21 protein-coding genes and 1 tRNA gene are annotated in these 22,960 nt (G+C 68.1%); 7 read left to right on the top strand and 15 right to left on the bottom strand.

The annotated features are described in order from the left end of the window. The first annotated feature begins 95 nt into the window (after positions 1–95). Positions 96–1,379 (top strand): MFS transporter, encoded by a 1,284-nt coding sequence (locus HLH34_RS11595; RefSeq protein WP_183119733.1) that lies wholly within the window; start codon positions 96–98, stop codon positions 1,377–1,379. Positions 1,380–1,456: 77 nt separating this feature from the next. On the opposite strand, the gene HLH34_RS11590 is transcribed toward HLH34_RS11595, so the two are convergent. Further along, positions 1,457–1,532: transfer RNA gene (locus HLH34_RS11590), tRNA-Asn, on the bottom strand. A 93-nt stretch (positions 1,533–1,625) separates the two neighbouring features. Between HLH34_RS11590 and HLH34_RS11585 the strand changes: the two genes are divergently transcribed. Next, positions 1,626–2,747, top strand: a complete 1,122-nt coding sequence (locus tag HLH34_RS11585) for an ABC transporter substrate-binding protein (RefSeq protein ID WP_264784171.1) — start codon at positions 1,626–1,628, stop codon at positions 2,745–2,747. A gap of 8 nt (positions 2,748–2,755) precedes the next feature. Here the strand turns inward: HLH34_RS11585 and HLH34_RS11580 are convergent, their stop codons facing one another. From HLH34_RS11580 to pncA, 6 genes are all read right to left on the bottom strand, one after another. Next, entirely contained in the window at positions 2,756–3,631 is an 876-nt protein-coding gene (locus HLH34_RS11580) for an aromatic ring-hydroxylating oxygenase subunit alpha (RefSeq protein WP_183119732.1), read from the bottom strand. Positions 3,632–3,640: 9 nt separating this feature from the next. After that, entirely contained in the window at positions 3,641–4,579 is a 939-nt protein-coding gene (locus tag HLH34_RS11575; protein WP_183119731.1) for an ABC transporter permease, read from the bottom strand. After that, positions 4,576–5,646 (bottom strand): ABC transporter permease, encoded by a 1,071-nt coding sequence (locus tag HLH34_RS11570; protein WP_183119730.1) that lies wholly within the window; start codon positions 5,644–5,646, stop codon positions 4,576–4,578. The genes HLH34_RS11575 and HLH34_RS11570 overlap by 4 nt, the downstream gene beginning before the upstream one ends. Next, complete coding sequence (locus HLH34_RS11565) at positions 5,646–7,166, bottom strand: ABC transporter ATP-binding protein (RefSeq protein ID WP_204738810.1); 1,521 nt, start codon at positions 7,164–7,166, stop codon at positions 5,646–5,648. Before HLH34_RS11565 ends, HLH34_RS11570 begins: the two co-directional genes overlap by 1 nt. 61 nt (positions 7,167–7,227) lie before the next feature. Beyond that, positions 7,228–8,358, bottom strand: coding sequence for a BMP family ABC transporter substrate-binding protein (locus HLH34_RS11560; RefSeq protein ID WP_183119728.1), 1,131 nt, complete (start codon positions 8,356–8,358; stop codon positions 7,228–7,230). Between the two features lie 59 nt (positions 8,359–8,417). Further along, complete coding sequence (pncA, locus tag HLH34_RS11555; protein WP_183119727.1) at positions 8,418–9,023, bottom strand: bifunctional nicotinamidase/pyrazinamidase; 606 nt, start codon at positions 9,021–9,023, stop codon at positions 8,418–8,420. Between the two features lie 101 nt (positions 9,024–9,124). On the opposite strand from pncA, the gene HLH34_RS11550 reads away from it, so the two are divergent. The 5 genes from HLH34_RS11550 (at position 9,125) to HLH34_RS11530 (ending at position 12,353) form a co-directional block, all read left to right on the top strand. Continuing rightward, on the top strand, positions 9,125–9,844 hold the full coding sequence (locus tag HLH34_RS11550; protein WP_183119726.1) for a Rieske (2Fe-2S) protein: 720 nt from the start codon (positions 9,125–9,127) through the stop codon (positions 9,842–9,844). Next, positions 9,841–10,470, top strand: a complete 630-nt coding sequence (locus tag HLH34_RS11545) for a glutathione S-transferase family protein (protein ID WP_183119725.1) — start codon at positions 9,841–9,843, stop codon at positions 10,468–10,470. The genes HLH34_RS11550 and HLH34_RS11545 overlap by 4 nt, the downstream gene beginning before the upstream one ends. A gap of 240 nt (positions 10,471–10,710) precedes the next feature. Beyond that, positions 10,711–11,163 carry a cupin domain-containing protein gene (locus tag HLH34_RS11540; protein ID WP_183119724.1) on the top strand — a complete coding sequence of 151 codons (453 nt, stop codon included), beginning with the start codon at positions 10,711–10,713 and terminating at the stop codon, positions 11,161–11,163. A 117-nt stretch (positions 11,164–11,280) separates the two neighbouring features. Beyond that, positions 11,281–11,838, top strand: a complete 558-nt coding sequence (locus HLH34_RS11535; RefSeq protein WP_373318560.1) for a VOC family protein — start codon at positions 11,281–11,283, stop codon at positions 11,836–11,838. Beyond that, on the top strand, positions 11,838–12,353 hold the full coding sequence (locus HLH34_RS11530; RefSeq protein ID WP_408870988.1) for a cupin domain-containing protein: 516 nt from the start codon (positions 11,838–11,840) through the stop codon (positions 12,351–12,353). The genes HLH34_RS11535 and HLH34_RS11530 overlap by 1 nt, the downstream gene beginning before the upstream one ends. Before the next feature lie 24 nt (positions 12,354–12,377). On the opposite strand, the gene HLH34_RS11525 is transcribed toward HLH34_RS11530, so the two are convergent. The 8 genes from HLH34_RS11525 to ftsZ form a co-directional block, all read right to left on the bottom strand. Then, positions 12,378–13,193 carry a site-2 protease family protein gene (locus HLH34_RS11525; RefSeq protein ID WP_183119722.1) on the bottom strand — a complete coding sequence of 272 codons (816 nt, stop codon included), beginning with the start codon at positions 13,191–13,193 and terminating at the stop codon, positions 12,378–12,380. Between the two features lie 136 nt (positions 13,194–13,329). After that, the gene (locus tag HLH34_RS11520) at positions 13,330–13,887 is read right to left on the bottom strand and encodes a hypothetical protein (RefSeq protein WP_220792146.1); all 558 of its coding nucleotides are present in this window, start codon (positions 13,885–13,887) and stop codon (positions 13,330–13,332) included. Between the two features lie 10 nt (positions 13,888–13,897). Then, positions 13,898–15,244 (bottom strand): hemolysin family protein, encoded by a 1,347-nt coding sequence (locus HLH34_RS11515; protein ID WP_183119721.1) that lies wholly within the window; start codon positions 15,242–15,244, stop codon positions 13,898–13,900. 163 nt (positions 15,245–15,407) lie between these two features. Next, positions 15,408–17,522: an NAD-dependent DNA ligase LigA gene (ligA, locus tag HLH34_RS11510; RefSeq protein WP_183119720.1), complete on the bottom strand. Its 2,115-nt coding sequence runs from the start codon at positions 17,520–17,522 to the stop codon at positions 15,408–15,410. A gap of 7 nt (positions 17,523–17,529) precedes the next feature. After that, positions 17,530–19,254 carry a DNA repair protein RecN gene (gene recN, locus HLH34_RS11505; RefSeq protein WP_183119719.1) on the bottom strand — a complete coding sequence of 575 codons (1,725 nt, stop codon included), beginning with the start codon at positions 19,252–19,254 and terminating at the stop codon, positions 17,530–17,532. A 40-nt stretch (positions 19,255–19,294) separates the two neighbouring features. Next, positions 19,295–20,116: an outer membrane protein assembly factor BamD gene (locus tag HLH34_RS11500; protein WP_240162070.1), complete on the bottom strand. Its 822-nt coding sequence runs from the start codon at positions 20,114–20,116 to the stop codon at positions 19,295–19,297. 177 nt (positions 20,117–20,293) lie between these two features. After that, positions 20,294–21,202: a UDP-3-O-acyl-N-acetylglucosamine deacetylase gene (gene lpxC / locus HLH34_RS11495; RefSeq protein ID WP_373318617.1), complete on the bottom strand. Its 909-nt coding sequence runs from the start codon at positions 21,200–21,202 to the stop codon at positions 20,294–20,296. Between the two features lie 284 nt (positions 21,203–21,486). Further along, positions 21,487–22,917, bottom strand: coding sequence for a cell division protein FtsZ (gene ftsZ, locus HLH34_RS11490; protein ID WP_183119717.1), 1,431 nt, complete (start codon positions 22,915–22,917; stop codon positions 21,487–21,489). Positions 22,918–22,960 lie beyond the last annotated feature (43 nt).

Here is a 22,960-nt window from a genome sequence, read left to right as displayed (position 1 = left end):
CCGTTTTGCAAACGGACGTTGGCGGTTCCGTGACCGGGAATTCGGCATCCATAGCGGGTGGAAAAGGTGCGGCGGACCGCTATTGTTGCCGCATCATGCATGCTCCTTCCGAAACGCAGGCCGTATCCGGCGGCCAGGCCGACGATCCTCCGCCTCCAAGCTCCTCGCGGCCCCTCGATCATCCGGGTTTTGTCGTCTTCCTGACGGCGCGGACCCTGTCCTCGTTCTCGTCGCAGGTCCAGGCCGTGGCGGTCGGCTGGCAGATCTATATGCTGACGCACAGCGCGCGGTCGCTGGCGTGGGTCGGCCTGGCGCAGTTCCTGCCGATGTTCTGCCTGACCCTGGTGGCGGGGCATGTGGCGGACCATTTCAACCGGCGCATGATCGTCGCGACCTGCCAGGGGATCGAGGCCTGCGGGGCGCTGCTGATGGCCATAGGTTCGTTCGGCCACTGGCTGACGCCGCCGATGATCTACGTGATGGTCGCGCTGTTCGGCACCGCTCGCGCGTTCGAGATGCCCAGCCAGCAGACTTTCCTGCCCGCCCTGGTGCCGCCATCGGTCTTTCCGCGCGCGGCCGCATTGTCGTCCTCGCTGTTCCAGGTGGCGTCCATCATGGGGCCGTCGATGGGGGGGCTGTTGTACGGAATCGGGGCCGGGTTCTGTTACAGCACCTGCGCCATGGGGTTCGGCCTGGCCATGATGGGCACGCTGGCCATGACGCTGGAGGCGCCGGTGCGGGTGCGGCGTCCGATGACCCTGGCGACGGTGCTGGGGGGGCTGCATTTCATTCGCGCGCAGCCCGAGATGCTGGGCGCGATCTCGCTGGACCTGTTCGCGGTGCTGCTGGGCGGCGCGACGGCGATGTTGCCGCTCTATGCCAACGACATCCTGCATGCCGGCCCGATCGGCCTGGGGTTGCTGCGGATGTCGCCGGCCATGGGTGCGCTGGTCTGCGCGCTGGCCTTTGCGCGCTGGCCGCTGAATCGCAACGCGGGGATGTGGATGTTCGTCGCGGTCGCGATTTTCGGCATTGCGACGATCGGTTTCGGCCTGTCGACGTCGATGCCGCTGTCGATTCTGGCGCTGGCGATCCTGGGCGCGGCCGATGTGGTCAGCGTGGTGGTGCGCGGCGCGCTGGTGCAGTTGCGCACGCCCGACGAGATGCGGGGACGGGTCTCGGCGGTGAACATGCTGTTCATCGGATCGTCGAATCAGTTGGGCGAGTTCGAGAGCGGCATGCTGGCCAGCCTGATCGGCCCGGTGGAGGCCGTGGTGCTGGGCGGTGTCGGGACGATCGCCGTGACCCTGGTGTGGATGCGCCTGTTTCCCGGCCTGCGGCGCCTGGACCGGCTGGATGATATCCGGCCCGCGCAATAGCGCATGAGGTCGTCGGCGGAGGCTGGCGACCGCGGCATGGCCGGTGAATCGGCCTGTTGCTATATGCAGGAAAAGGGTGGCTCCCGAAGTAGGACTCGAACCTACGACCCAGCGATTAACAGTCGCTTGCTCTACCAACTGAGCTATTCGGGATCAGCGCCGGGGCACCGTATAGCGGAGGTCCGGTTTGGACGTAAACCCCCTTCCGGATGTTTTTTTTGACGGGTAGAGGAGGGCGCCTGGCAGGTGAGAAAACGAGTGGGGCAGAACGGCATGGGCGAAGGCAGCGGGCATTCCGAACGGCTGATGCTGCGTCGTCGCACTTTGATCGCGGGGGCGGGCGTGGGGGCGGCGGTGACGGCCGGCCTGGTCATCCGCAACCAGTTCCGCCACCCGCCGGCCTACTACAAGGCACAGTTGGACGGCCGGTTCCGCCGGCTGGTCCTGTCATGGCCGACGTCCAACACACTGGTCTTCGCGGTGGCGCGGGCGCGTTTCTTCGAGCGTTACAACCTGGATGTCGTGCCGGTCGAGGGTGCGCGCACGGGGCGCGGCACCATTGCCGACCTGCGGGGCGGCCACTGCGTTGGCGCGGTGGCACCGCTTCTGACGTGGCTGGACGTGTTTCGCGAAGGGGGGCTTCAGGCGCGAATCGTCGCGGGCATGCAGTCGGGGGCGTTCAGGCTGCTGTTGCGCCGGGGGGTGAAGGTGACGCGCCTGGACAATGTCGCGGGCCTGCGAATCGCCTTCACCGACCGGGACATGGCTGACCGGCTGTTTTTTTCGGTGATGATGCGGCGCAAGGGCATCGACCCCGAAAGCGGGGTGCAATGGGTCGTCATCTCGCCCGACCATGTCCTGGACGCGGCCCGCGGGGGCGAAATCGACGCGGTGGTCGCGCACGACCCGTTGGCGTGGCAGCTTCTGCACGGGCCCAATCCGCTGTTTTCGGAACTGGCGAACAGCACGACCGGCCATTATGGCGAACGCACGAACCTCGCACTCGGCCTGTCGGACGCCTTCCTGCAATCCGACCCGGCGGCGGCGGTGGCGCTGGTGATGGCGTTGCGCGCGGCGTCGGGCTGGATCCAGGCCCAGCCGGACCAGGTGGCCACCCTGCTGGCCGGGCAGATCGCCGGCATGGGGGCGGACGAGTTGCGCGCGATGCTGCGGCACGAGACGCTGGGCGTCAGCCCGGTGGGCGCCGACCTGCGGGTGCAGGTGGCGCAATATGTCGACGAAATGAAGCTGCTGGGGCGGATGCCCGACACCGTCGGGTCGTCGGCCTATGCCCGCAAGATCTGCTTCAACGTCCTGCAGGCCGAGGCGCCGGGCCAGTACTGGTCGCTGCCGGTGGGGCCCACCTGACCTGCCGGCTATGTGTGGACGGCGCCGTAGCGCACCTGTTTTTCCTTCAGCCAGCGCCGATAGGCGACCGACAGCGAATCGGCGCGAGTGGGGATTTCGGCGCGCGGGTCCAGCGGCAGCAGGCGCGGGCGCTGGTTTTCCAGGATGATGCGGTCCTGCAGGAAGATGCGTTGCTGGAACTGGATCAGGTCCGCCTGGGGCGACACGTCGTCGATCAGGAACATTACCGGATGGGCGCGGCAGCGATCCGGCGCGGTCGGCTGGACGAACAGGGCGATCACGTCGGGGCGCACGGGGTCGTTCGGGCAGGATTTGTATAGCAGCGTCACGAACGGCGACGCGACACGGTAGACATACTGCGCCTCGACACCGGTGTGGGAGGAATGGGCGGCCTGCGGTTGGTGAAAGCGGCATTCGGTCGCCCAGACTTCGTCCACGTCGCGGCGGATTTCGGTGTGATAGCGGGCCACTTCGGTCTGGGGCTCGGCCCCCAGGATGCCGGTATGGACGAAGGGAAAATGCGCGATGTCGAGGAAATTCTCGATCACCCGCAGGCCCGAGGCATGGACTTCGACCGATCCGCAGCAGACCAGGCGGCGGTCGGGTTCGTCGGCGTCGGGGATCGACAGCGGGGCGGCGGGGGGCGTGCCCAGGCTGGTCCACAGGCAGCCGTAGCGTTCGGCGACCGGCAGAGGGTCGCTTCGTCCGGCGGCGCCCACCACGATCGCCCCGTCGCGATGACGCCGCGCCGTCAGATCGACGCCCAGCAGGCGCGTGTGTGTGCGGTGGGCGCCGATGCCGTCCAGGAAGCCGATGGGGTGCCAGCAATCCAGCACCGCGCGGTCGTCGGGATCGGCGAGGTCGGGGTGGCGGGTGTCGGTCATGCGTTCCACCTATCTGATGTCGCGGTGGTAGGGGACGCCCAGCGCCGCTGGCGCGGCCATGACGCGGCGCATCCGGTGCCAGACGACGACCGGGACGATGATGAAGGCGATGGTGCCCAGATAGGGCAGCATGTTCAGGATCGCGGGCGCGATCGGCCAGTTCCGGGCCTGCCCGACGAAGGACAGCGCGGTGATCAGGCCGAACAGCAGGCCGGACAGCGTGGCGGCGAACGGGCGGTAGCCGGCGAAGATCACCAGCGCCAGCGCGATCCAGCCGCGCCCGGCGATCAGCCCTTCGGACCAGACGGGCACGTAGGTCAGGGTCAGGTAGCCGCCGGCCGCCCCCGCCAGGCCCGCGCCCAGCGTGACGTACCAGAACCGCATGGACGTGACGGCGATGCCCGCCGCGTCGGCCGCCGCCGGGTTTTCGCCGACTGCGCGCATGTTCAGCCCATGCCGCGTGTGGAACATCACCCAGTGCGCCGCCGCCGGCAGCACCAGATAGATCAGGTAGACCGGCAGATTCTGCGCGAAGATCGCCGGCCCGACGACCGGCAGAGCCGACAGCACCGGGATGGCCACATGGCCGAAGGTGGCGGGCGAGGGCATGCCGGCATAATCGTGCCCGATGGTCGCCGACAGGCCCAGCCCCATGAACGCGACGGCCAGCCCGCACAGCACCTGGTTGGCGCGCATGATGACGGCGGCGAAGGCGAAGACCATGCCGCCGGCCGTCCCCGCCGCCGTGGCGGCCAGCAGGCCCAGCCACGGACTGGGGGTCGCGGCGACGGTGATGATGGCGACGACCGCGCCCAGGGACATCAGGCCTTCGACACCCAGGTTGGTGACGCCGACCCGTTCGGCCAGGACCTCGCCCAGCGCGGCCAGCGCCAGCACGCCGCCCGCCAGCACGGCGGTGGCCAGCATGCCGGTCAGCAGGGCGATCATGGCGCGGCCCCCTTGTTGGTGGAGAGGCGGCTTGTGGAGACAGGGCGGTAATGGGCCAGTTCGTCGCCGATGGCGATCATGAACAGGACCAGGCCGGTAATGGCCAGCACCGTGGAGGCCGTCAGCTGCTGGGTTTGCAGCACGATGCCGGAATCGAGAATGAAGGCCATCAGCAGCGCTGCCGGCAGCACGTTCAGGCACGACCCGCGCGCCAGGACCGCCACCACGATGCCGAAATAGCCGAAATTATTGGCGATGCCTCCTTGCAGGCGATGGACGGTGCCGGCGACCTCGGACACGCCGGCCAGGGCCGCCAGCGCGCCCGACAGCAGCATGACCGCCACGATGCGCGCCCGCACCGGTATCCCGGCGTAGCGCGCGGCCTCGGGGTTGGCACCGCTGATCCGGACCTCGTAGCCCCAGCGGGTGCGGTCCAGCGTCGCCGCCAATGCCGCCACCACCGCCAGCGCCAGCGGGAAGCCCCAATGCACGACGCCCCAGAGGTCGGGGATTGCGACGGGCAGCCGCGCGGTCGACGCCAGGGCGCCGGTCACGCGGTCATGCCACGGCCCGACCGCCAGATAGGATGTCAGCAGCGCCGCCACGAAATTGAGCAGCAGGGTGGTGATGATCTCGTTCACCCCCGCATAGGCCCGGGCCAGGGTCGGGACCAGGATCCACGCCATGCCGCACAGCACGCCGCAGACCGTCATCAGCGGCAGGACCAGCAGGGCCGGCCCATGCACGAACAGGCCGATCCCGGCGGCGCCGATCGCCCCGGCATAGAACTGGCCTTCCGCCCCGATATTCCAGATGCCGATCCGCCCGGTGACGGTGACGGCGGCGCCGGTCAGCACCAGCGGCGTCATGAACAGGGCCAGATCCTCCAGCCCGAAGCGCGACCCCACGGTCGAGCGCACGACCAGTTCGGCCAGCAGCGCCGGGTCGCGTCCCGACAGGGCGAGGAACAGGGTGGTCAGCAGCAGTGCCGCGATGACGGCGCCCACCCGCCACGCCAGGACGCGCCCCGGCGAGACCGACGGCAGGCGCTGGACGATGCGGGCCATCAGATTGCCCCCCCGGTCTGCGCGGCGGTGCGGCCGCCCATCAGCAGGCCGATGGTTTCCATGTCCGCCGTCGCGGCGTCGATGGTGGCCATCAGGCGGCCCTGGAACAGGACGCCGATCCGGTCGGCCACATTCAGCAGTTCCTCCAGATCCTCCGACACCAGGACGACGGCGACGCCCCGGTCGCGCAGGTCGGTCAGGTAGCCCAGCACGGTCGCGATGGCCCCGATGTCCAGCCCCCGGCTGGGGTAGGCGGCGACCAGGATGCGCTCGGCGATCCGGATTTCGCGCCGGGCGACCAGGCGTTGCTGGTTGCCGCCGGACAGGTTGCGGATGGGCATGGCGTAATCGGGAATGCGGACGGCGGCCGCGTCGGCGATCCGGCGCGCCAGGGCCTGTGCCGCGTGTGGAGCGTAGCCGCCGCGCCCGCCGATCGGGGGGCGGTCATATTCACGCAGCGCCATATTGTCGGCGATGCCCAGCGACGGGGCCAGGCCGCTGCGCAGCCGGTCCTCGGGGATATGGCCGATGCCGGATCGGGCGAAATGCGCCGGGTCGGGTGCGCCGACCGGCACGCCGTCCAGCAGGACGTCGCCGGCGTCCGGGGGGAGCAGGCCCGTCAGCACCTGCGTCAGTTCGCGCTGGCCGTTTCCCGCGACGCCGGCGATGCCCAGGATTTCCCCGCCGTGAAGGTCCAGCGTCACGTCGCGCAGGGTCTCGACCCCCCGTTCGTCGCGGGTGGTGACGTGGCGCAGGCTCATGACCGGCCGGACCGCCACGGGGGCGGCGCCGGGTGGGCGGGCGCGCAGGTCGCGGCGGACGATGTCGCGCCCCACCATGGTCCGGGCCAGCATCGCGGGCGTGCAGTGCGCCGTCGCGAAGGTGCCGATCTTGCGGCCGCCGCGCAGGATGCTGATCCGGTCCGAGATGTCCATGACCTCGTCCAGCTTGTGGCTGATGAGGATGACGGCGTTGCCCTGGGCGCGGAAGGCGCGCAGGGCGCGGAACAGGTCGCGTGCCTCGGTGGGCGTCAGGACCGCCGTGGGCTCGTCCAGGATCAGCAGCCGGGCCCGGCGTGCCAGCACGCGCAGGATTTCGACCCGCTGCTGCTCGCCGGCCGACAGGTCCGCGATCCGGGCATCGGGCCGGACGGCGAAGCCGAACCGTTCGGACAGGGCGCGGGTCCGGGCCTCCAGCGCTTTGGTCGAGGCCCGGGCGGGCGTGTCGCGCCAGCCCAGATGGATGTTCTCGGCCACGGTGAAGGCCTGCACCAGCTTGAAATGCTGGTGCACCATGCCGATGCCGGCCCGGATGGCCTCCTGCGGCGAGGCCAGGTGGCGGGTGTAGCCGTCCAGCACGATCTCGCCCGCGTCGGGCTGGTAGATGCCGGTGACGATGTTCATCAGCGTGGACTTGCCCGCGCCGTTTTCGCCCAGAAGGGCGTGGATTTCGCCCGGGCGGACGTCCAGGCTGACATCCGCGTTGGCGATCACGCCGGGGAAATATTTCGAGATCCCCATAAGCTGGAGGAGAGGCGGCGTGCCGGGCGGAAGCGGCGGCGCTTCGCCGGGGGCGGGTGCGTCAGTCAAGGCCGCTGACCCCTTCCACCGCCCAGTCCCACTGGTAGATATGGTCGTCGTCCATCGTGGTGCCGGCGGGCACCCTGATCCGCCCGGCGGCATCGCGGATCGGGCCCTGGAACGGGTTGTAGCCGCCCAGGATGCGCGTACGCATGGCATCGGCCTGGCGTGCGATGTCGGGCGGCACGCTGCTGCCCCATGTGTCGCGGTCCACGCCGTGGCCCAGCGGCAGGAAGCAGGGCGCCGCCTGCCAGGTGCCCGCCAGACGCCGGCGGACCTGTTCGATATAGAACGAACGGAAATCGAGCATGACCGAGCTGACATAGGCGTCGGGCCCGTATTGCCGCATGTCGGTATTCCACATCGCCGCCTTGATGCCGCGCTGCTGGGCCACGCGCAGATAGGCGGGTTCGTCCATGATGCCGCACAGGAAGTCGCACCCGTTTTCGGCCAGTGCCGTGCCCGCCTGCGTCGCGGCCTGCGGATCGAACCAGGCGTTGATCGAGATGGCCTGCAAACGCACCGCCGGATTGACCGTGCGTGCGCCCAGCAGCACGGCATTGGCCCCGGCATAGACCGAGGGAATGGGGAACGAGCCGACGAAGCCGATCCGGTTGGTCCGGGTCATCAGTCCGGCGGCGATGCCGATGATGTAGCTGGCGTACCAGTGGGTGATGTAATGCCAGCCCAGATTGCCGGTGACGGTGTGGCCGTCGCATTCCATGAAGGCCACTTCGGGCGCGCGGTCGGACACGTCGCGGATGAAATCGCCATAGTTCGAGGTGGCGATGACCATCTGCGCGCCCTCGGCCACGAACTGGCGGAAGATGCGCGTCGCATCGGCGGAATAGGGGATGCTTTCGACATAGACGGTGCGCAGGCGCGGAAAGGCCTGCCGGACGGCCAGCACGCCCTGGTTGTGCGCGGCGGTCCAGCCGCCGTCGGTGATGGGGCCGGTATGGCCGAAGGCGATCAGCGCATCGGCCTCGGCCACCGGCGGCAGCAGGCGTGGCGCCCCTGTGGCCCGTCCCGAAGCCGGGCGCAGCAGGGCGGAGCCTGCCGCCCCGGCAGCCAGCCCCAGCATGCGGCGTCGCGGTGTCAGAAGCCGCCCCCGCGGCATCCGGCCGGTCATGCGCGATCCGGAACGATCATCTGTTGGTCTTCCCCCGTTTGCAGTGCGCGCCGGTCTGGTCAGGCCCCCGCCAGATCGCCGGAGCGTACGCGGTGGATGCCGTGCCCGCCCAAGGTGCGCCAGGTGGCGTCGGGCGCGGGGGCGATCCCACGGCAGGCATCTTCGACCACGAACGTATCGAAACCAAGGGTCTTTGCGTCGATGGCGGTGAAGGCCACGCAATAATCCAGCGCCAGGCCGGCGACGAAGACGCGGCGTATCCCCAGGCCCGACAGCCAGTATTCCAGGCCGGTGCGCGTGACGCGGTCGTTGTCGAGGAAGGCGGAATAGCTGTCGACATCCGGCGCGCGGCCCTTGCGGACGATCAGCCCGATGCGCGTCTGGTCCAGACTTGCCGCCAGTGCCGCCCCACGCGTGCCGGCGATGCAATGGTCGGGCCAGGTTCCGGCCGGGGCTGCGCCTTTGGGATGGGCGCCGGCAAAGGACGCGTGGCCGGGCGGATGCCAGTCCTGGCTGGCGGCCTGCTGGCCGAAAGGCAGGCGGGTCAGATGATTGATGACCGGAACGACGGCATCGCCGTCCGGCACCGCCAGCGGGCCGCCCGGCAGGAAATCGTTCTGCACGTCGATGATCAGAAGGGCGTCGTGACCGGTGATCTGGATCATTGTCGGCCTCCTGCGGATTGTGGCGATGGGATAGGGATGGCACGGTTTTGCCCGTCCGGCTATCGGGGGACGCAACGGACGGGCGTGGAAGGATGCGGGGGATGGCCGAACGGGTGCAGCCGGCGCACGGGGGCGCGCCGGCAGGAGAGACGGGCGAGGGGGCCACCCGGGGGGATGGCTGGTACCCGCTGATGCTGTCGATGGATCTGGAGCCGGGAACGGTGGCCGGCTGTACCGTGCTGGGCCGCGACCTGGCCGTCTGGCGCGATGCCGACGGGCGGGCGCATGTCTGGGACGATCGCTGCCCGCATCGGGGCATGCGCTTCAGCCTGGGGGTCGTGCGCGCCGGCGCGCTGGCGTGCCTGTATCATGGCTGGCGGTTCGGGCCGGATGGACGATGCGCCCATATTCCCGCTCATCCCGACCTGTCGCCCCCGGCGACGTTGCGCGCTGCGCCGCTGGTCGCGGCGGAACAGGACGGGCTGGTCTGGGTGGCCCTGGGCGACACGCCCGCGCACGGCCCCGCCACCGGCGTTGCTGGACAATGCGTGCCCGTGCGGTCGCTGGCGATCGGGGCCCCGGCGCGGCAGGTGGCACAGGCCATCGGCCTGCCGGCCGGCAGCCGGGCGGGCGGGCTGGACCGTGACATCGACGGGCTGGTCCTGGCGGCGGTGCTGCCGGTCGATCGGGCGCGCTGCATGCTGCATCTGCTGGTGGCCGGGCCGGGAGGCGCCGATGCCGACCGGGACCGAAGGCGGCGGGTGGCGGCCTGGGGGCAGGATCTGCGCGACCGGGTCGAGGGCGCGGAGGCGGCGGCATGACCGACCTTGTGCTTCATGACGACGTGCTGGACGAAAATTGCTATCGCGTCCGCCTGTTCCTGTCGCTGCTGGGGCGTCAGGCCCGAATGGTCGCGGTGAACGTGGTGCCGGGCGGTGCGCAGGACAGCCCGGCCTTCCGCGCTATCAGCCCGGCGGGCGTGCTGCCCGTGCTGCGGATCGCCGGGGTGGAGGTCTGCGGGGCAGGGGCGGCGCTGCTGGCGCTGGCGCATGGAACGCAGACATGGCTGCCGCGCGATCCGGGCGGTTTTGCCGAGGTCGCGCACTGGCTGGAATTCGCGGGCGGGCCACTGGCGGCGGCGACACGGGCACGCCGCATCTTCCTGTTCGGCGAGCCGGGCGACCGCGATGGATTGCGCCGTCAGGGGGCGGCCGCGCTGCGGATCATGGAGGATCATCTGGCCCTGCGCTGGCTGGACGGCAGCCCGTGGTTCGTGGGCGACGGCCCGACGGTGGCGGATGTCGCCCTGTTCCCGGCCTTCGCCCTCAGCCGCGACTGGGAGGTCGGGCACGAGGCCTTCCCCGCCCTGCGGCGCTGGATGCGCCGAATGCTGGCGCTGCCGGGCTTCGTCACCATGCCCGGTATTCCGGACCTGGGAGTGGTTTGAAAAGACGGTTATGCCGTTTGCAGATTCAAGAATGCCGATGAAAATGCGGTGACGGGAAAGCGGAGCATCGAAGATATTAAGAATTTTTCCATGCCGCAGCAGTAATTTCCAGAGACTGTCATCGAACAATCAGCAACGCGCATGGCTGCCATAAGAAACCGTTCGCCGGCCTCGTGCGTCAACGACGGGAGTCCTGATCCTGTCCACATGGACGCACCAATCCTGTAGCGGAGACATTTCATGCGCTTTCTGCCCGCCCTGGCTGCGACTGTTCTGCTGAGCACCCCCATTCTGGCCCATGCTGCCGGACCGGAGTCACAGACGGCCTCGGGGCATGCCGACATTCTGGTCAAGAGCGACCATTCCTGGAACGGCGTCGCCTATCAGCATTATCCGACCACACCCCCGCAACTGACGGTCCTGCGCCTGACCATCCCGCCGCATACGGCGCTGCCATGGCATGTTCACCCCTCTCCGAACGCGGGCTATGTTCTGGCAGGCCAGTTGACGATTCAGGATCGCGCGACGGGCAAGCAACAGACGTTCCATACCGGCGAGGCCTTCACCGAGAGCGTGAACGACCCCCATCGCGGCGTCTCGGGCGACGAACAGACCGTCGTGATCCTGACCTATTCCGGCACGAAAGGCACGCCGACGTCGGTGCCGCTCAAGGGAGAGAAATCGGAGTATTGACGCCGGGATACCGACGGCCGAATGACGGATTCGAAAAGCCCTCGCAGTATCCGCAGGATTCCATGATCGGAACCACCATTCATCCGGCTCGTTGTTTCTGGGCATGGAGTGGGAGAGATGATGATGGAAGACCCAGACGATCGTTCCGGTCTGCCACGCGGTATAGATCATGTCGGCGTGACGGTTCCTGACATTGATGATGCCCTCCGGTTTCTTGAGCGGGCCTTCGGCGCGGTGCCGCTTTACCGCAACGTCACGCCCGATCATCCGCAGAAAGGGCCGGAGACGGAAAAGATTCTCGGCCTTGCTGCGGGGACTGTCGTGCGTGAAATGTGCATGGTGGCCCTGGGTAACGGGCCTTGCATCGAACTCTTTGAAATGCACGGACCGGATCAGCGGTCCGCCGTGCGTCCATGCGATTTCGGTGTTCAGCATTTTGCCGTGTACGTCGATGACATCGAGGCCGGGTGCAGGCGTTTCACCGAGGCAGGCGGCACGTTGTTGACCGAACCGCAGAAGCAGCCTTCCCTTGAGGAAGGTCCGGGAAATTTCTTCTGTTATGGACAGACGCCATGGGGAATGATCGTCGAACTGCTGGCCACGCCCAGTCGCGCACGTTTCGATGCGGTGTCGCCGGAGAAACGCTATCAGCCGCCGCCACGGCACGCAGGGTGATACGTTTTGCCGTTTTTGCCGGGCTCGTTTCCTGTGTCGGGACGAGTGGGGGCGCTCGCGCCGATACCCCTCCGCCCCGCCCGACGATGTGGTACTGGCATAACTGGACGGACCATGCCGGCATCAGCCACATGACGAAATGCCCAGTTCGCGACTTCGATCTCAAGACCATGTCGAAACCTGCCGGTCCCCAATGGCAGGACAGGCTGAAGAACGACCATGGGCAGGTGGTCTTTACCGTGCAGCCGGCGCACTGGAATGGCGCATGGCATCCCGACCCGAAGGTACAGTGGATCATTCCGCTCAGGGGCACGTGGTATGTCACGGCCATGGACGGCCACAAGGTCGTCATGGGGCCGGGAGACGTGTCCCTGGGGGAAGATCAACTGAGCCGGAAAGACCAGCAGGGTCACATCGGGCACGATGCCGGAAATGTCGGTGATGGACCGGTGGAGTTGATCGTCGTTCAGACGGATGAGACGCCCACGACTGATCGGCCCTGCCGATTCAGGTAGACAGTGCGCTATTTTTCTGTGCCGTCACAGGCGGCGCCGGCCCGCCTGCATCGAGATTTCGGCGGAGTGCCCTTGCCCGGCCAGCAGTGCCGGCAGCAGCAGGAACAGGCTGGCCATATCCATCAAAGCCGACCAGACGCCGTAATTGCCGCCGAGCCCACTGACGGAGAAGAATCCGAGACTCACAGCGAGCACCGTCATGCTGAGCGTCAGACGCTGGTCATCGGGGTAAAGGCTAGCTTGTACAGTTGGCAGTGCGCGGTAGGACATCCGATAGACGAGCCAGCCCGCATAGGACGTGACAAGCGGGAAAAGCAGCCAGACCGATATGCCCAGCCCTTGCGCCAGCAGCGCCATATCCGCATGGGTTGTCAGGGTGCGCAGCGGGGCGTAGCTCCACACGTTGCACGTCGCGAAGGCGTCGATCCATATAAGCCACCAAAGCGACGCGGCCGTAACGGTTCCGCGGCTCGTGGAGCGACCGGCCCTTATGGTCCCTACCCTCATAATCAACGAATGGCAGATGAGGGCTGTGCCTCCGTTCGCAAACAAAGGCCCCGCCGCCGCAATGAGGGCGGCTTGCCAGCCGTGATGGCTCGCAAAGATTGGGCCGTACTCCACGTTCTCGTCGATCTGCTGCTGGAAAAGAATGTTGTCGATGCTGGCCGTTCCGTAATTCAGTGCGAACGGGTCACGTTTCCAACCTAAAATCCATGCCATGAATGAGTGGGCGTATTCGTGCAGAAGGTAGTCAATGGCGTGTACCACCAGAATGGAGACAAGGACGAGGAAGCCAAACTGCAATGGTCGATCGGCCCTTGGAAAAAAGGGTCTTTCCATTCCAACAGCCCTTTCAACAATATTTCTCGACGTTCTTTAGAAGTGATAATATTTACGATATAGAAACGTTTTCTTCTGGAGCATGCAAGACAGCCATGGGGTGGCCGGACGACTGCTCGTTGTCCAGCTTATGGACTCATGATGGCCCGGTCGCACACTCTGCCCTGGCAAGGGAATATCCGGCAAAGCGTGTCTCCTTCCCTTTGTCGTCCCGCGCGGCAATGTCCCAGGTCAGTCGACCGCCAATCAGGCGCCACCGGTTCACGTAAGTATCTTCGGGATATCGATAGACCATCTCGAAGCCGTCTTTGTGACTGACGCCATTGCCAGTGGCCGTGAACGTTCCCCCGAAACTGTCCGCCCAGAAACCGACAATCTGCTCGGCGGCATTTCCTGTCGAAGGCTTGCCACCGCCGAAAATCAGATGGGCGGAGTAGCGATCATGAGCGTCGGCTTTCGCGCTGCTATCAACATCGACGACGAACATCGCGTCCTGCACGATGGGCTTCGCGCTGAGTGTGATGGTGACGGGCTTGCCCATCACTTCCCCATCACCTTGCCAGCAGCCCTTCAGGGCACTTACGGCGGGTGGCAGCTGTGCGGCGCCAGGTTCGGCCGCGTTCGCGACAGAGGCGGCCAACACGATCGTCGCCCATACGCTCCCCACCCGTCTCGGCGTCACTTTTCCCGCCACGACGGCCTCCTTACGGCAGATCGATGTCCAGGCGGCGGGGGCGGCGGGTGACCAGAAGCTGGTTGATGCGGAATCCTTCGACGTCCACGACCTCGAACAGGAAATGCGCGGCCTCGACGCGGTCGGCCTTGCGGGCCATACGGCGCAGGCGATGCATGACGAAACCGCCGATGGTATCGAAATTATGGCCGTCGGCCAGGGCGGCGATGCCCAGTTCGCGGGTCACGTCGCCGATCGGCGCGGCGCCGTCGATCAGCCAGGAATTTTCGTCGCGGCGGACGATCGCCTGTTCCTCGAACGGGTTGGCCAGTCCGTCCATCAGCGCGCCCATGATGTCCTTGAACGTGATCAGCCCGACGACCAGCCCGTACTCGTTGACGATCAGGGCGAAGCCCGCGCCGTGGGTGTCGAACTGCGCCAGCGTGTCCCACAGATTGAGCGTATCGGGCAGCGACAGCACGTCGCGGCGCATCCGGTAGATCTGGCCCGATGCCGGCAGGCTGGTGCCGGCGGGCTCGCTGACCGGCCCGTCCTCGACCACCGCCGCCAGAACGTCCTCGGCCCGGATCGAGCCGATGACATTGTCCAGGCCGCCGTCGCAGAGCGGGTAGCGCGAATAGGGGCGCACGCGAACCTTGTCGCGCTGGATCTCGGCGCTTTCCTGCACGTCGAGGAACACGATCTCGTCCCGGGGGGTCATCGCCGAGGTGACCGAACGGTCCTGCAGGCCCAGCACGTTCTGGATCATCTGGTGTTCCTGCTCCAGCAGGATGCCCGATGCCGTGCCGGCCGCCAGGATGGCGCGCAGATCCTCGGGCGTGACGGGATCGACCGCCGACGAGGCCGGGATCTTCAGCGCGCGCAGGATGACGTCCGAGATTTTGGAGAAGATCCAGACGGCCGGATAAAGCACCCGCAGCGCCAGCGCGGGAAACCAGCCGATGGCCAGGGCCACGCGGTCCGGCGCGTTCATCGCGATCCGCTTGGGCAGCAGGTCGGCGAACAGCACGAACAGGCCCGTCACCACCAGGAACGAGACGGTGGAGGCGACATGCCCGGCCAGCGTGTCCTCGAGGCCGAACGAATGCAGGATCTGCCCCAGCGGCGGCGTGATCAGTTCGCTGCTGATGACGCCGCCCAGCACGCCGACCGCGTTCAGGCAGATTTGCAGGACGGTCATCACCTGGCCGCTGTTGCGGCGCAGGCGCAGGAAATTGACCGCGCGGGTATCGCCGGCCTCGGCGCGGGTGCGCAGCCGCACATCGCGCGCCGCGGCGAACGAGATTTCGGACAGCGAGATCAGGATGCTGACGGCAATCAGCAGGACGATGGCGACCAGCCCGACAAGCAGGATCACGACCGTGCCCCCCGAATGCCGCCACGCCCGGTCGCGGGCGAGGGGACGGGGCGGCGCGGAAGGGGGGGACGGACGGTCCCGGCGACGGAATGAGGCATGCGGCACACAGCATAGCGCATCTTTCACCCCTGCCGCCAGTCGGCGCGGGCGCTTGTGCGATCTACTATGCCGGCGGCAGGCCCGCCAATTCGCGCCACCCGGCCTCGTCCAGCGTGTCGATGCCCAGTTCCGCCGCCTTGCGCGCCTTCGATCCGGCATCGGCGCCCAGCACCACAAGGTCGGTCTTCTTCGACACGCTGTCGGTTACGCGCGCGCCCAGGCGTTCGGCCACCGCCTTGGCTTCGGGGCGGGACATGGTCACAAGCGTGCCGGTGAAGACGATGGTGCGGCCGGACAGGGTGCCTTCGGCCGGGGTTTCCTCATCCTCGATGCGCGTCAGCATCGCCGTCAGGTCATGCAGGGTGGCGATGTTGTGGTCTTCGAGGAAGAAGGCCGCCAGTTCGTCGGCGATGGCCGATCCGATTCCGGTGATCGACCCCAGCGCCAGCCGTTCGTCCGACCCCACGGTGGTGGCGCGCCGCATCTGCTCGAACCAGTTGGCGTATGACCCGTAGTGCCGCGCCAGCAGGCGCGCGTTGCTGGCGCCGATCCGGCGGATGCCCAGCGCATAGATGAAGCGCGCCAGCCCAATGGTCTGCCGCGCCCGGACCGCGGCCGTCAGGTTGCGGGCGGAGAGCGGGCCCCAGCCCTCGCGCCGGGCGATCTCTTCTTCATGGTCGGGCAGGCGGAAGATGTCGGCCGGCGTCTTCAGCAGCCCGTCGGTATGGAATTCGACGATGGTGCGTGCGCCCAGCCCGTCGATGTCGAAGGCGTCGCGCGACACGAAATGGATCAGCCGTTCCACCACCTGTGCCGGGCAGGTCAGGCCGCCGGTGCAGCGCCAGACGACCTCGCCCGGCGGGCGCTCGGCCCGGGAGTGGCAGATCGGGCATTCGTGCGGGAAGACGAAGGGTTCCTCGCGCGGCGGATCGTCGGCGCCCGGCGGCACGACCCCCAGCACCTGCGGAATGACGTCGCCCGCGCGCTGGATCTGCACCAGATCGCCCTCGCGGATGTCCTTGCGGGCGATCTCGTCCTCGTTATGCAGGGTGGCGCGGGTGACGATGACGCCGCCGACATTCACCGGCTCCAGGGTCGCGACGGGGGTCAGGGCGCCGGTGCGGCCGACCTGGATGCCGATGCGCAGCAGGCGCGTGATCGCCTGTTCGGCCGGGAATTTCCACGCGATGGCCCAGCGCGGCGCGCGCCCGACGAAGCCCAGGCGATCCTGCAACGCCAGGTCGTCGATCTTGTACACCACGCCGTCGATATCGTATTCGAGGCCCGACCGTTCGCGGGCGATGTGGTCCATGAAGGATTCGGCGGCGACGGCGCTTTCGACGAGGCGCGACAGCGGATTGACGCTAAATCCCCATTGGCGCAGGCGCGCCAGATAGTCCCAATGCGTGCCGGCCACCCGGCCGCTGGCGAACCCCTGCGCGTAGGCGAACAGCGAAAGCGGCCTGCGGGCGGTGACGGCGGGGTCAAGCTGGCGCAGCGACCCGGCCGCCGCGTTGCGCGGATTGGCGAACAGCTTGTGCCCGGCGGCGGCCTGGTCGGCATTGATGGCCAGGAAGGCGGATTTGGACAGGAAGACCTCGCCCCGGATTTCGATCAGCGCGGGCGCGTCGCCTTTCAGCCGCAGGGGCAGGTCGCGCAGGGTGCGCAAATTGGCGGTGACGTCCTCGCCCTCGGTTCCGTCGCCGCGCGTGGTGCCCCGGACGAAGCGGCCGTTTTCATAGGTCAGGCTGATCGACAGCCCGTCGATCTTGGGTTCCGCGACGAAGCGCAGCGCCTGGGTGCGGTCCTCGTCCAGCCCCAGGAAGCGGGCGGCACGGGTGACGAAGGATTCGAAATCGGCGCGGTCGAACACATTGTCCAGCGACAGCATGGGCACCAGGTGGCGGTGCCGTCCGAATGCGGCGGCGGGGGCCGCGCCGAAGCGCAGCGACGGGCTGTCGTCGCGGCGCAGGCCGGGGAAGCGGGTTTCGATGTCATCGTTGCGGCGGCGCAGCGCGTCATACTGCGCGTCGGTGACCTCGGGGGCGTCTTCTTCGTAATAGGCGCGGTCCAGGCGGCGGATCTCGTGGGCCAGGCGCTCCAGTTCGGTGCGGGCCTGGTCCTCGCTCAGGCGGGCGGGGTCCAGCGTGGCCGGATCCGAGGCGGTGTCGGGGGACATTGCGTTCTCACCCTTGCAGAAGACTGTCGGCGGCCGCCCGCGCGGCCTCGGTAATGATGTCGCCGGCCAGCATCCGGGCAATTTCCTCGCGGCGCGCTTCTGCCGGCAACGGCTCGGCGCGGGTTTCCGTCCGCCCCTTCACGACCGATTTGCTGATGCGCAGATGGGCGTTGCCACGGGCCGCGACCTGCGGGCTGTGGGTGACGACCAGTACCTGCACGTCCTGACCGACCCGGGACAGCCTGTCGCCGATGGCCGAGGCCGTTGCCCCGCCCACGCCCGAATCGACCTCGTCGAACACCAGGGTCGGCACGGCGGAGCGCCCGGCCAGTACGACCTTGAGCGCCAGCATCAGGCGCGACAATTCGCCGCCCGACGCGACCTTTGCCAGCGGGCCGGGGGGCTGGCCGGGGTTGGCGGCGATCTGGAAGGCCGCCTGTTCGCGCCCGCGCACGTTCCAGGCCTCGGGCGCCAGCGGTACCAGCGAGATGATGAAGCGTGCGCGTTCCAGCCGCAAAGGGCGCAGTTCCGCCGTCACGGCCTGTTCCAGGCGGCGGGCGGTCTTCTCGCGCGCGGCGGTCAGGCCCTGGGCCGCGGCCTCGAAGCGGGCGCGGGTGTCGCGCATCGTGGCCTCCAGCGCGCCGATGCGGGCATTGCCCGAATCCAGCGCCGCCAGCCGGCTGGCGAAGGCGGCCAGCAATCCCGGCAGTTCGGGGACCGATACGCCGTGCTTGCGGGCGGCGGCACGCAGGGCGAACAGCCGTTCCTCGGTCTGTTCCAGCAGGCGGGGGTCGCCTTCGGACTCCGCGGCGAGGCGCGAGAGCATCGTCTCGGCCTCGGCCAGGGCTTCCTCGGCGCGTTCCAGTGCGGCGAGGGCATCCTGCGCCATGGCCTGCTGTTCGGCGCCCGGCTGGTCGTGCCCGCCATCGCCGGCACCCGGCGCGGGCAGCAGGCGCTGCAAGGTGCGGCTGGCGTTGCGCAGGGCGGCCGCCGGCCCGCTGGCGCGCCGGTCGCGCGGCGTCAGGTCCGCCAAGGCGGCCGCGATGGCCTCGGCGCGCCGTTCGCCCTGTTGCAGGGACTGGCGCAGGCCGGCCAGATGCGTTTCCTCGTCGTCCTGCGGGGCAAGGGCGGACAGATCGTCCACCGCCTGGCGCAGCCAGTCTTCCTCGCGCGCCGCACTTTCCATGGCGGCGCGGGCGGCGGCCAGTTCCGCCGTGGCCTCGATCCAGGCGCGGTAGGCGATGGCCGTGTCGTCGCGCAGCGCCTGCGGCACGCCGAACGCATCCAGCAGGTCCAGATGGGTGGACGGGTCGGCCAGCCCCATCTGTTCGTGCTGGCCCTGGATTTCGACCAGCAGCGCCGCTGCCCGGCGCAGCAGGTTCACGCCCGCCGGCTGGTCGTTGATATAGGCGCGCGATCGGCCGTCGGCGGCGACGATCCGGCGCAGGACGATCGGTTCGTGCGGGTCGTCGATCACGATGCCCTGTTCGCCCAGCAGGCCGTGCAGCGGATGGTCGGGCGCGATTTCGAAGCACGCCGACACGCTGGCCTGCTCGGCGCCGGCGCGGACCAGGCTGGCGCTGGCGCGGTCGCCCAGCGCCAGGCCCAGACTGTCCAGCAGGATGGACTTGCCCGCGCCGGTTTCGCCCGTCAGCACTGTCAGGCCGGGGGAAAAAGGCAGATCGAGCTTCTCGATCAGAACGACGTCCCGGATCGAGAGGCGGGTCAGCATGGGAAGGGCGCGCGCGAGAGGGGGCGGGGCCGCACGCGGGTCAGAAGACCGCGTGCCACGCGCGCGAGAAGAAGCCGCGCCGCGCGGGTGTGCCGCCATCGTGCTGCGACGAGGTCGGGGCCGGCATGTTGGCCGCCAGCAGATGTTCGCTGCGCAGCATGTTGTAGCTGTAGCGGTACCATTTGCTGCCAGGATAGTTGAAGGACAGCACCGACGCCGAGCGGCGCGCCTGTTCGGTCAGGCCCAGATCCAGATAGACTTCGACCAGCCGTTCGAGGGCCTCGGGGACATGGTTGGTGGTCTGGAAATCCTGGATCACGCGCTGGTAGCGATTGACCGCGGCCTCGTAATTGCGCTGCTGCTGGTAGAAGCGGCCGACCAGCATTTCCTTGCCGGCCAGATGGTCGCGGCAGAGATCGACCTTGAGCTGCGCATCGCGGGCGTAGGGCGACTGCGGGAAGCGGGTGATGACTTCTTCCAGCGCGTTCATGGCCTCGATGGTGCCCTGCTGGTCGCGCTGCACGTCGGCCACCTGTTCGTAGTAGCACAGGGCGCGCAGGTAGAAGGCGTAGGCGGCGTCGGGGCTGGTGGGATGCAGTTCCAGGAAGCGGTCCAGCTGCTGCACGGCATCGGGGTATTTATCCTGCAGATAGTCGGCATAGCCTTCCATCAGCTGCGCGTTGGCCGTGTAGCCCGAATAGGGATAATTCTGCTGCAGGACCTCGAACTCGGCCGCGGCAAGCGCGTAACGCTGGCTGCGCAGGGCGTCGATGCCGTTATTGTAGAGCGTGTCGGCCGACGCCATGTGCGACACCATCTCGTCCGCCGACTTCTTGCCGGCGCAGGCCGCAAGCAACAGCATGACGGAAAGTGAGGCGAGTCGGACGGCATTGCGGCCCGTCGGACGGTCAGCGAAGGGGGATCGAAATCTGCGCAATGACATGCCGGCTCTTCCAGTTCGGTCTGCCTTATATCATGCGGCGGGCCGGGGTGAAGGCCGTGTCGTCGTTTTCGTTGCCAGCGTGGCCGAATTTGCCCGTCATGCGGCCACACGCAGGGCCTGCGCCTGGGGGGGGCGGGTGCGGACGCGCCATGCACCGCGATCGGCGAACAATGTCCGCAGCAGCCGGTTGTTCAGGGCATGGCCGGATTTATGGCCCGCGAACACGCCGGTGAGCACGCCACCGGCCAGGTACAGGTCGCCGACCGCGTCGATCATCTTGTGACGGACGAATTCGTCCGGACGGCGCAGGCCGCACGGGTTGAGGACGGTATCGCCGTCCACCACGATCGCATTGTCCAGCGACCCGCCGCGCGCCAGGCCGGCGGCGTGCAGCGCCTCGATTTCCTGACGCAGGGTGAAGGTCCGGCAATTTGCGATGTCCCGCCGGAACACCTGCGGGTCGAAGCGCATGGCGAAGGTCTGCGCGCCGATCGCCGAGGCGGCAAAATCGATCGTCATCGTCATCGACAATCCGGCCTCGCGCCCCGGGCGGAGTTCGGCGAAGGCGTCGCCGTCGGCGACGCGGACCGGGCGCAGGATCTCGATGACCGTGCGGGGGGCCGTCTGTTCCACATGCCCCGCGCAGTCGAGCAGGAAAACGAAATCGGCGGCCGATCCGTCGAAGACCGGAACCTCGGGCCCGTCGACATCGACATAGGCATTGTCGACGCCGCCCGCCGACAGGGCGGACATCAGATGTTCGATCGTCGCGACCCGCAGGGCGGGATCGTGCGGATCGGCGATGACGGTGCTGAGGCGGGTGTCGGCGACACGGTCGAAGCGGGCGGGAATGCCGCGCCCGTCCATGTCGGTGCGCCGGAAGACGATGCCGGTATGCTCCGGCGCCGGATGCAGGGCCAGGGTGATCCGTCGCCCGGTATGCAGCCCGGTTCCGACACAGGAAATGGACTGACGCAGCGTCTGCTGGCGCGCCGTGCGGGACACGGGGCGGTTGGCGCCCTCACGGCCCGGTATGTCGGCCGTAGGGCTATCGGGAGGCGTCGGGCCACGGTTCGGGAGCGCCACCGAGGTTGCCAGCATACCGTCCATCTGCGTCCCCTGCGTTGATTATTGTTTAGTCGTTACAGGAACGACAGTCTGATCTCTAACGGGAACGGAGGGCTGCGGCCAGTCAATCATTATTGCCGTCTGTTACGGCGTAACATACTGATAAAGAACGAGATAAACCCGCAATGCCCAAGGTGGGCACTGCGGGTGCAAGACGGGGGTCAGGGCTGGCGGCGCAGGAAGGCCGGAATGTCCAGCCCGACCTCGTCGGCCGTGGCCTGCCGCACGGCCGGGGCGGGTTCATGCTCCGGCAGGGCGGGCTCGGCGCGCGGGGCCTCCGGCGCCGGGGGGCCGCCCCGGCGCAGTACGCCGGTGACGATGTTGAACAGGCTGTTGCCGCGCTGGGGCGCGGGCTGCGTGTCTTCGGGACGCGGGGCCTCGGAAAACAGGGGCGAACGCGGCGACGGGCGGGCGCCGTGCTGCGCCACCTGGGGCGGCACCGAATGGGGCGAAGGCGCGCCGACCGGCGCCGCGTTGACGAAGTTCGGCGTCTGGTGGCGCGGCGGGGCCTGCGGGGGCTCGGCCGAGGGATGGTGCGTGGCGGCATCAGGGGCCGCCGGGGCGGCCTGCGCCGCCTCGGGTGCGGCCTCGGGGTGAATCGGTTCGGCCGTACGGATCACCGGGGTGTCGATGCCGGTGGCCACGACCGAGACCCGGATGCTGCCGTTCAGCGAGGGGTCGATCGCCGAGCCGAAGATGATGTTGGCGTCGTCGGCGACTTCCTCGCGGATGCGGTTGGCGGCCTGGTCGACCTCGTACAGCGTCAGGTCCTCGCCGCCGGTGATGTTGATCAGCAGGCCGCGCGCGCCGGCCATCGAGGTGTCTTCCAGCAGCGGGTTGGAAATGGCGTCCTCGGCGGCGGAAATGGCTCGGTTCTCGCCCTCGGCTTCGCCGGTGCCCATCATCGCCTTGCCCATTTCGGCCATCACGGTCCGGATGTCGGCGAAATCGAGATTGACCAGGCCCGGCGCCATCATCAGGTCGGTCACGCCGCGCACGCCCATGTACAGGACGTTGTCGGCCATCTTGAACGCATCCTTCCAACTGGTGCGCTCGTTGGCCAGGCGGAAGAGGTTCTGGTTGGGGATGACGATCAGCGTATCGACATACTGCTGCAGTTCCGCGATGCCGCTGTCGGCGGATTTGGAACGGCGCACGCCTTCGAACGTGAAGGGCTTGGTGACGACGCCCACCGTCAGGATGCCGCGTTCGCGCGCCATGCGCGCGATCACCGGGGCCGCGCCGGTGCCCGTGCCGCCACCCATGCCGGCGGTGATGAACACCATGTGCGCGCCGTCGAGGTGCCGGGCGAGTTCGTCCGCCGCTTCCTCGGCCGCGGCGCGCCCGATTTCAGGCTTCGCCCCGGCGCCCAGGCCCTGCGTCAGATGCGGGCCGAGCTGAATCCGGCGATCGGCCTTGCTGTGGGACAATTGCTGCGCGTCGGTGTTCGCCACCACGAATTCCACGCCCTGCAACTGGGACTGGATCATGTTGTCGACCGCATTCGTGCCGCCCCCACCGACGCCGATCACGGTGATCCGCGGCGTGAAGTCGGAATGATTCTGCTGCGGGATGGAGAGGTTAAGGGTCATGGGCGTCTCCCGGGACGAGTCGTAAGAGTACGGTTACCGATTC

It is taken from the genome of Gluconacetobacter azotocaptans (genome assembly GCF_014174355.1).
GTDB lineage: Bacteria > Pseudomonadota > Alphaproteobacteria > Acetobacterales > Acetobacteraceae > Gluconacetobacter > Gluconacetobacter azotocaptans.
The sequence above is the reverse complement of the archived record's forward strand: the minus strand, read 5'-3'. Positions and strand labels throughout refer to the sequence as shown.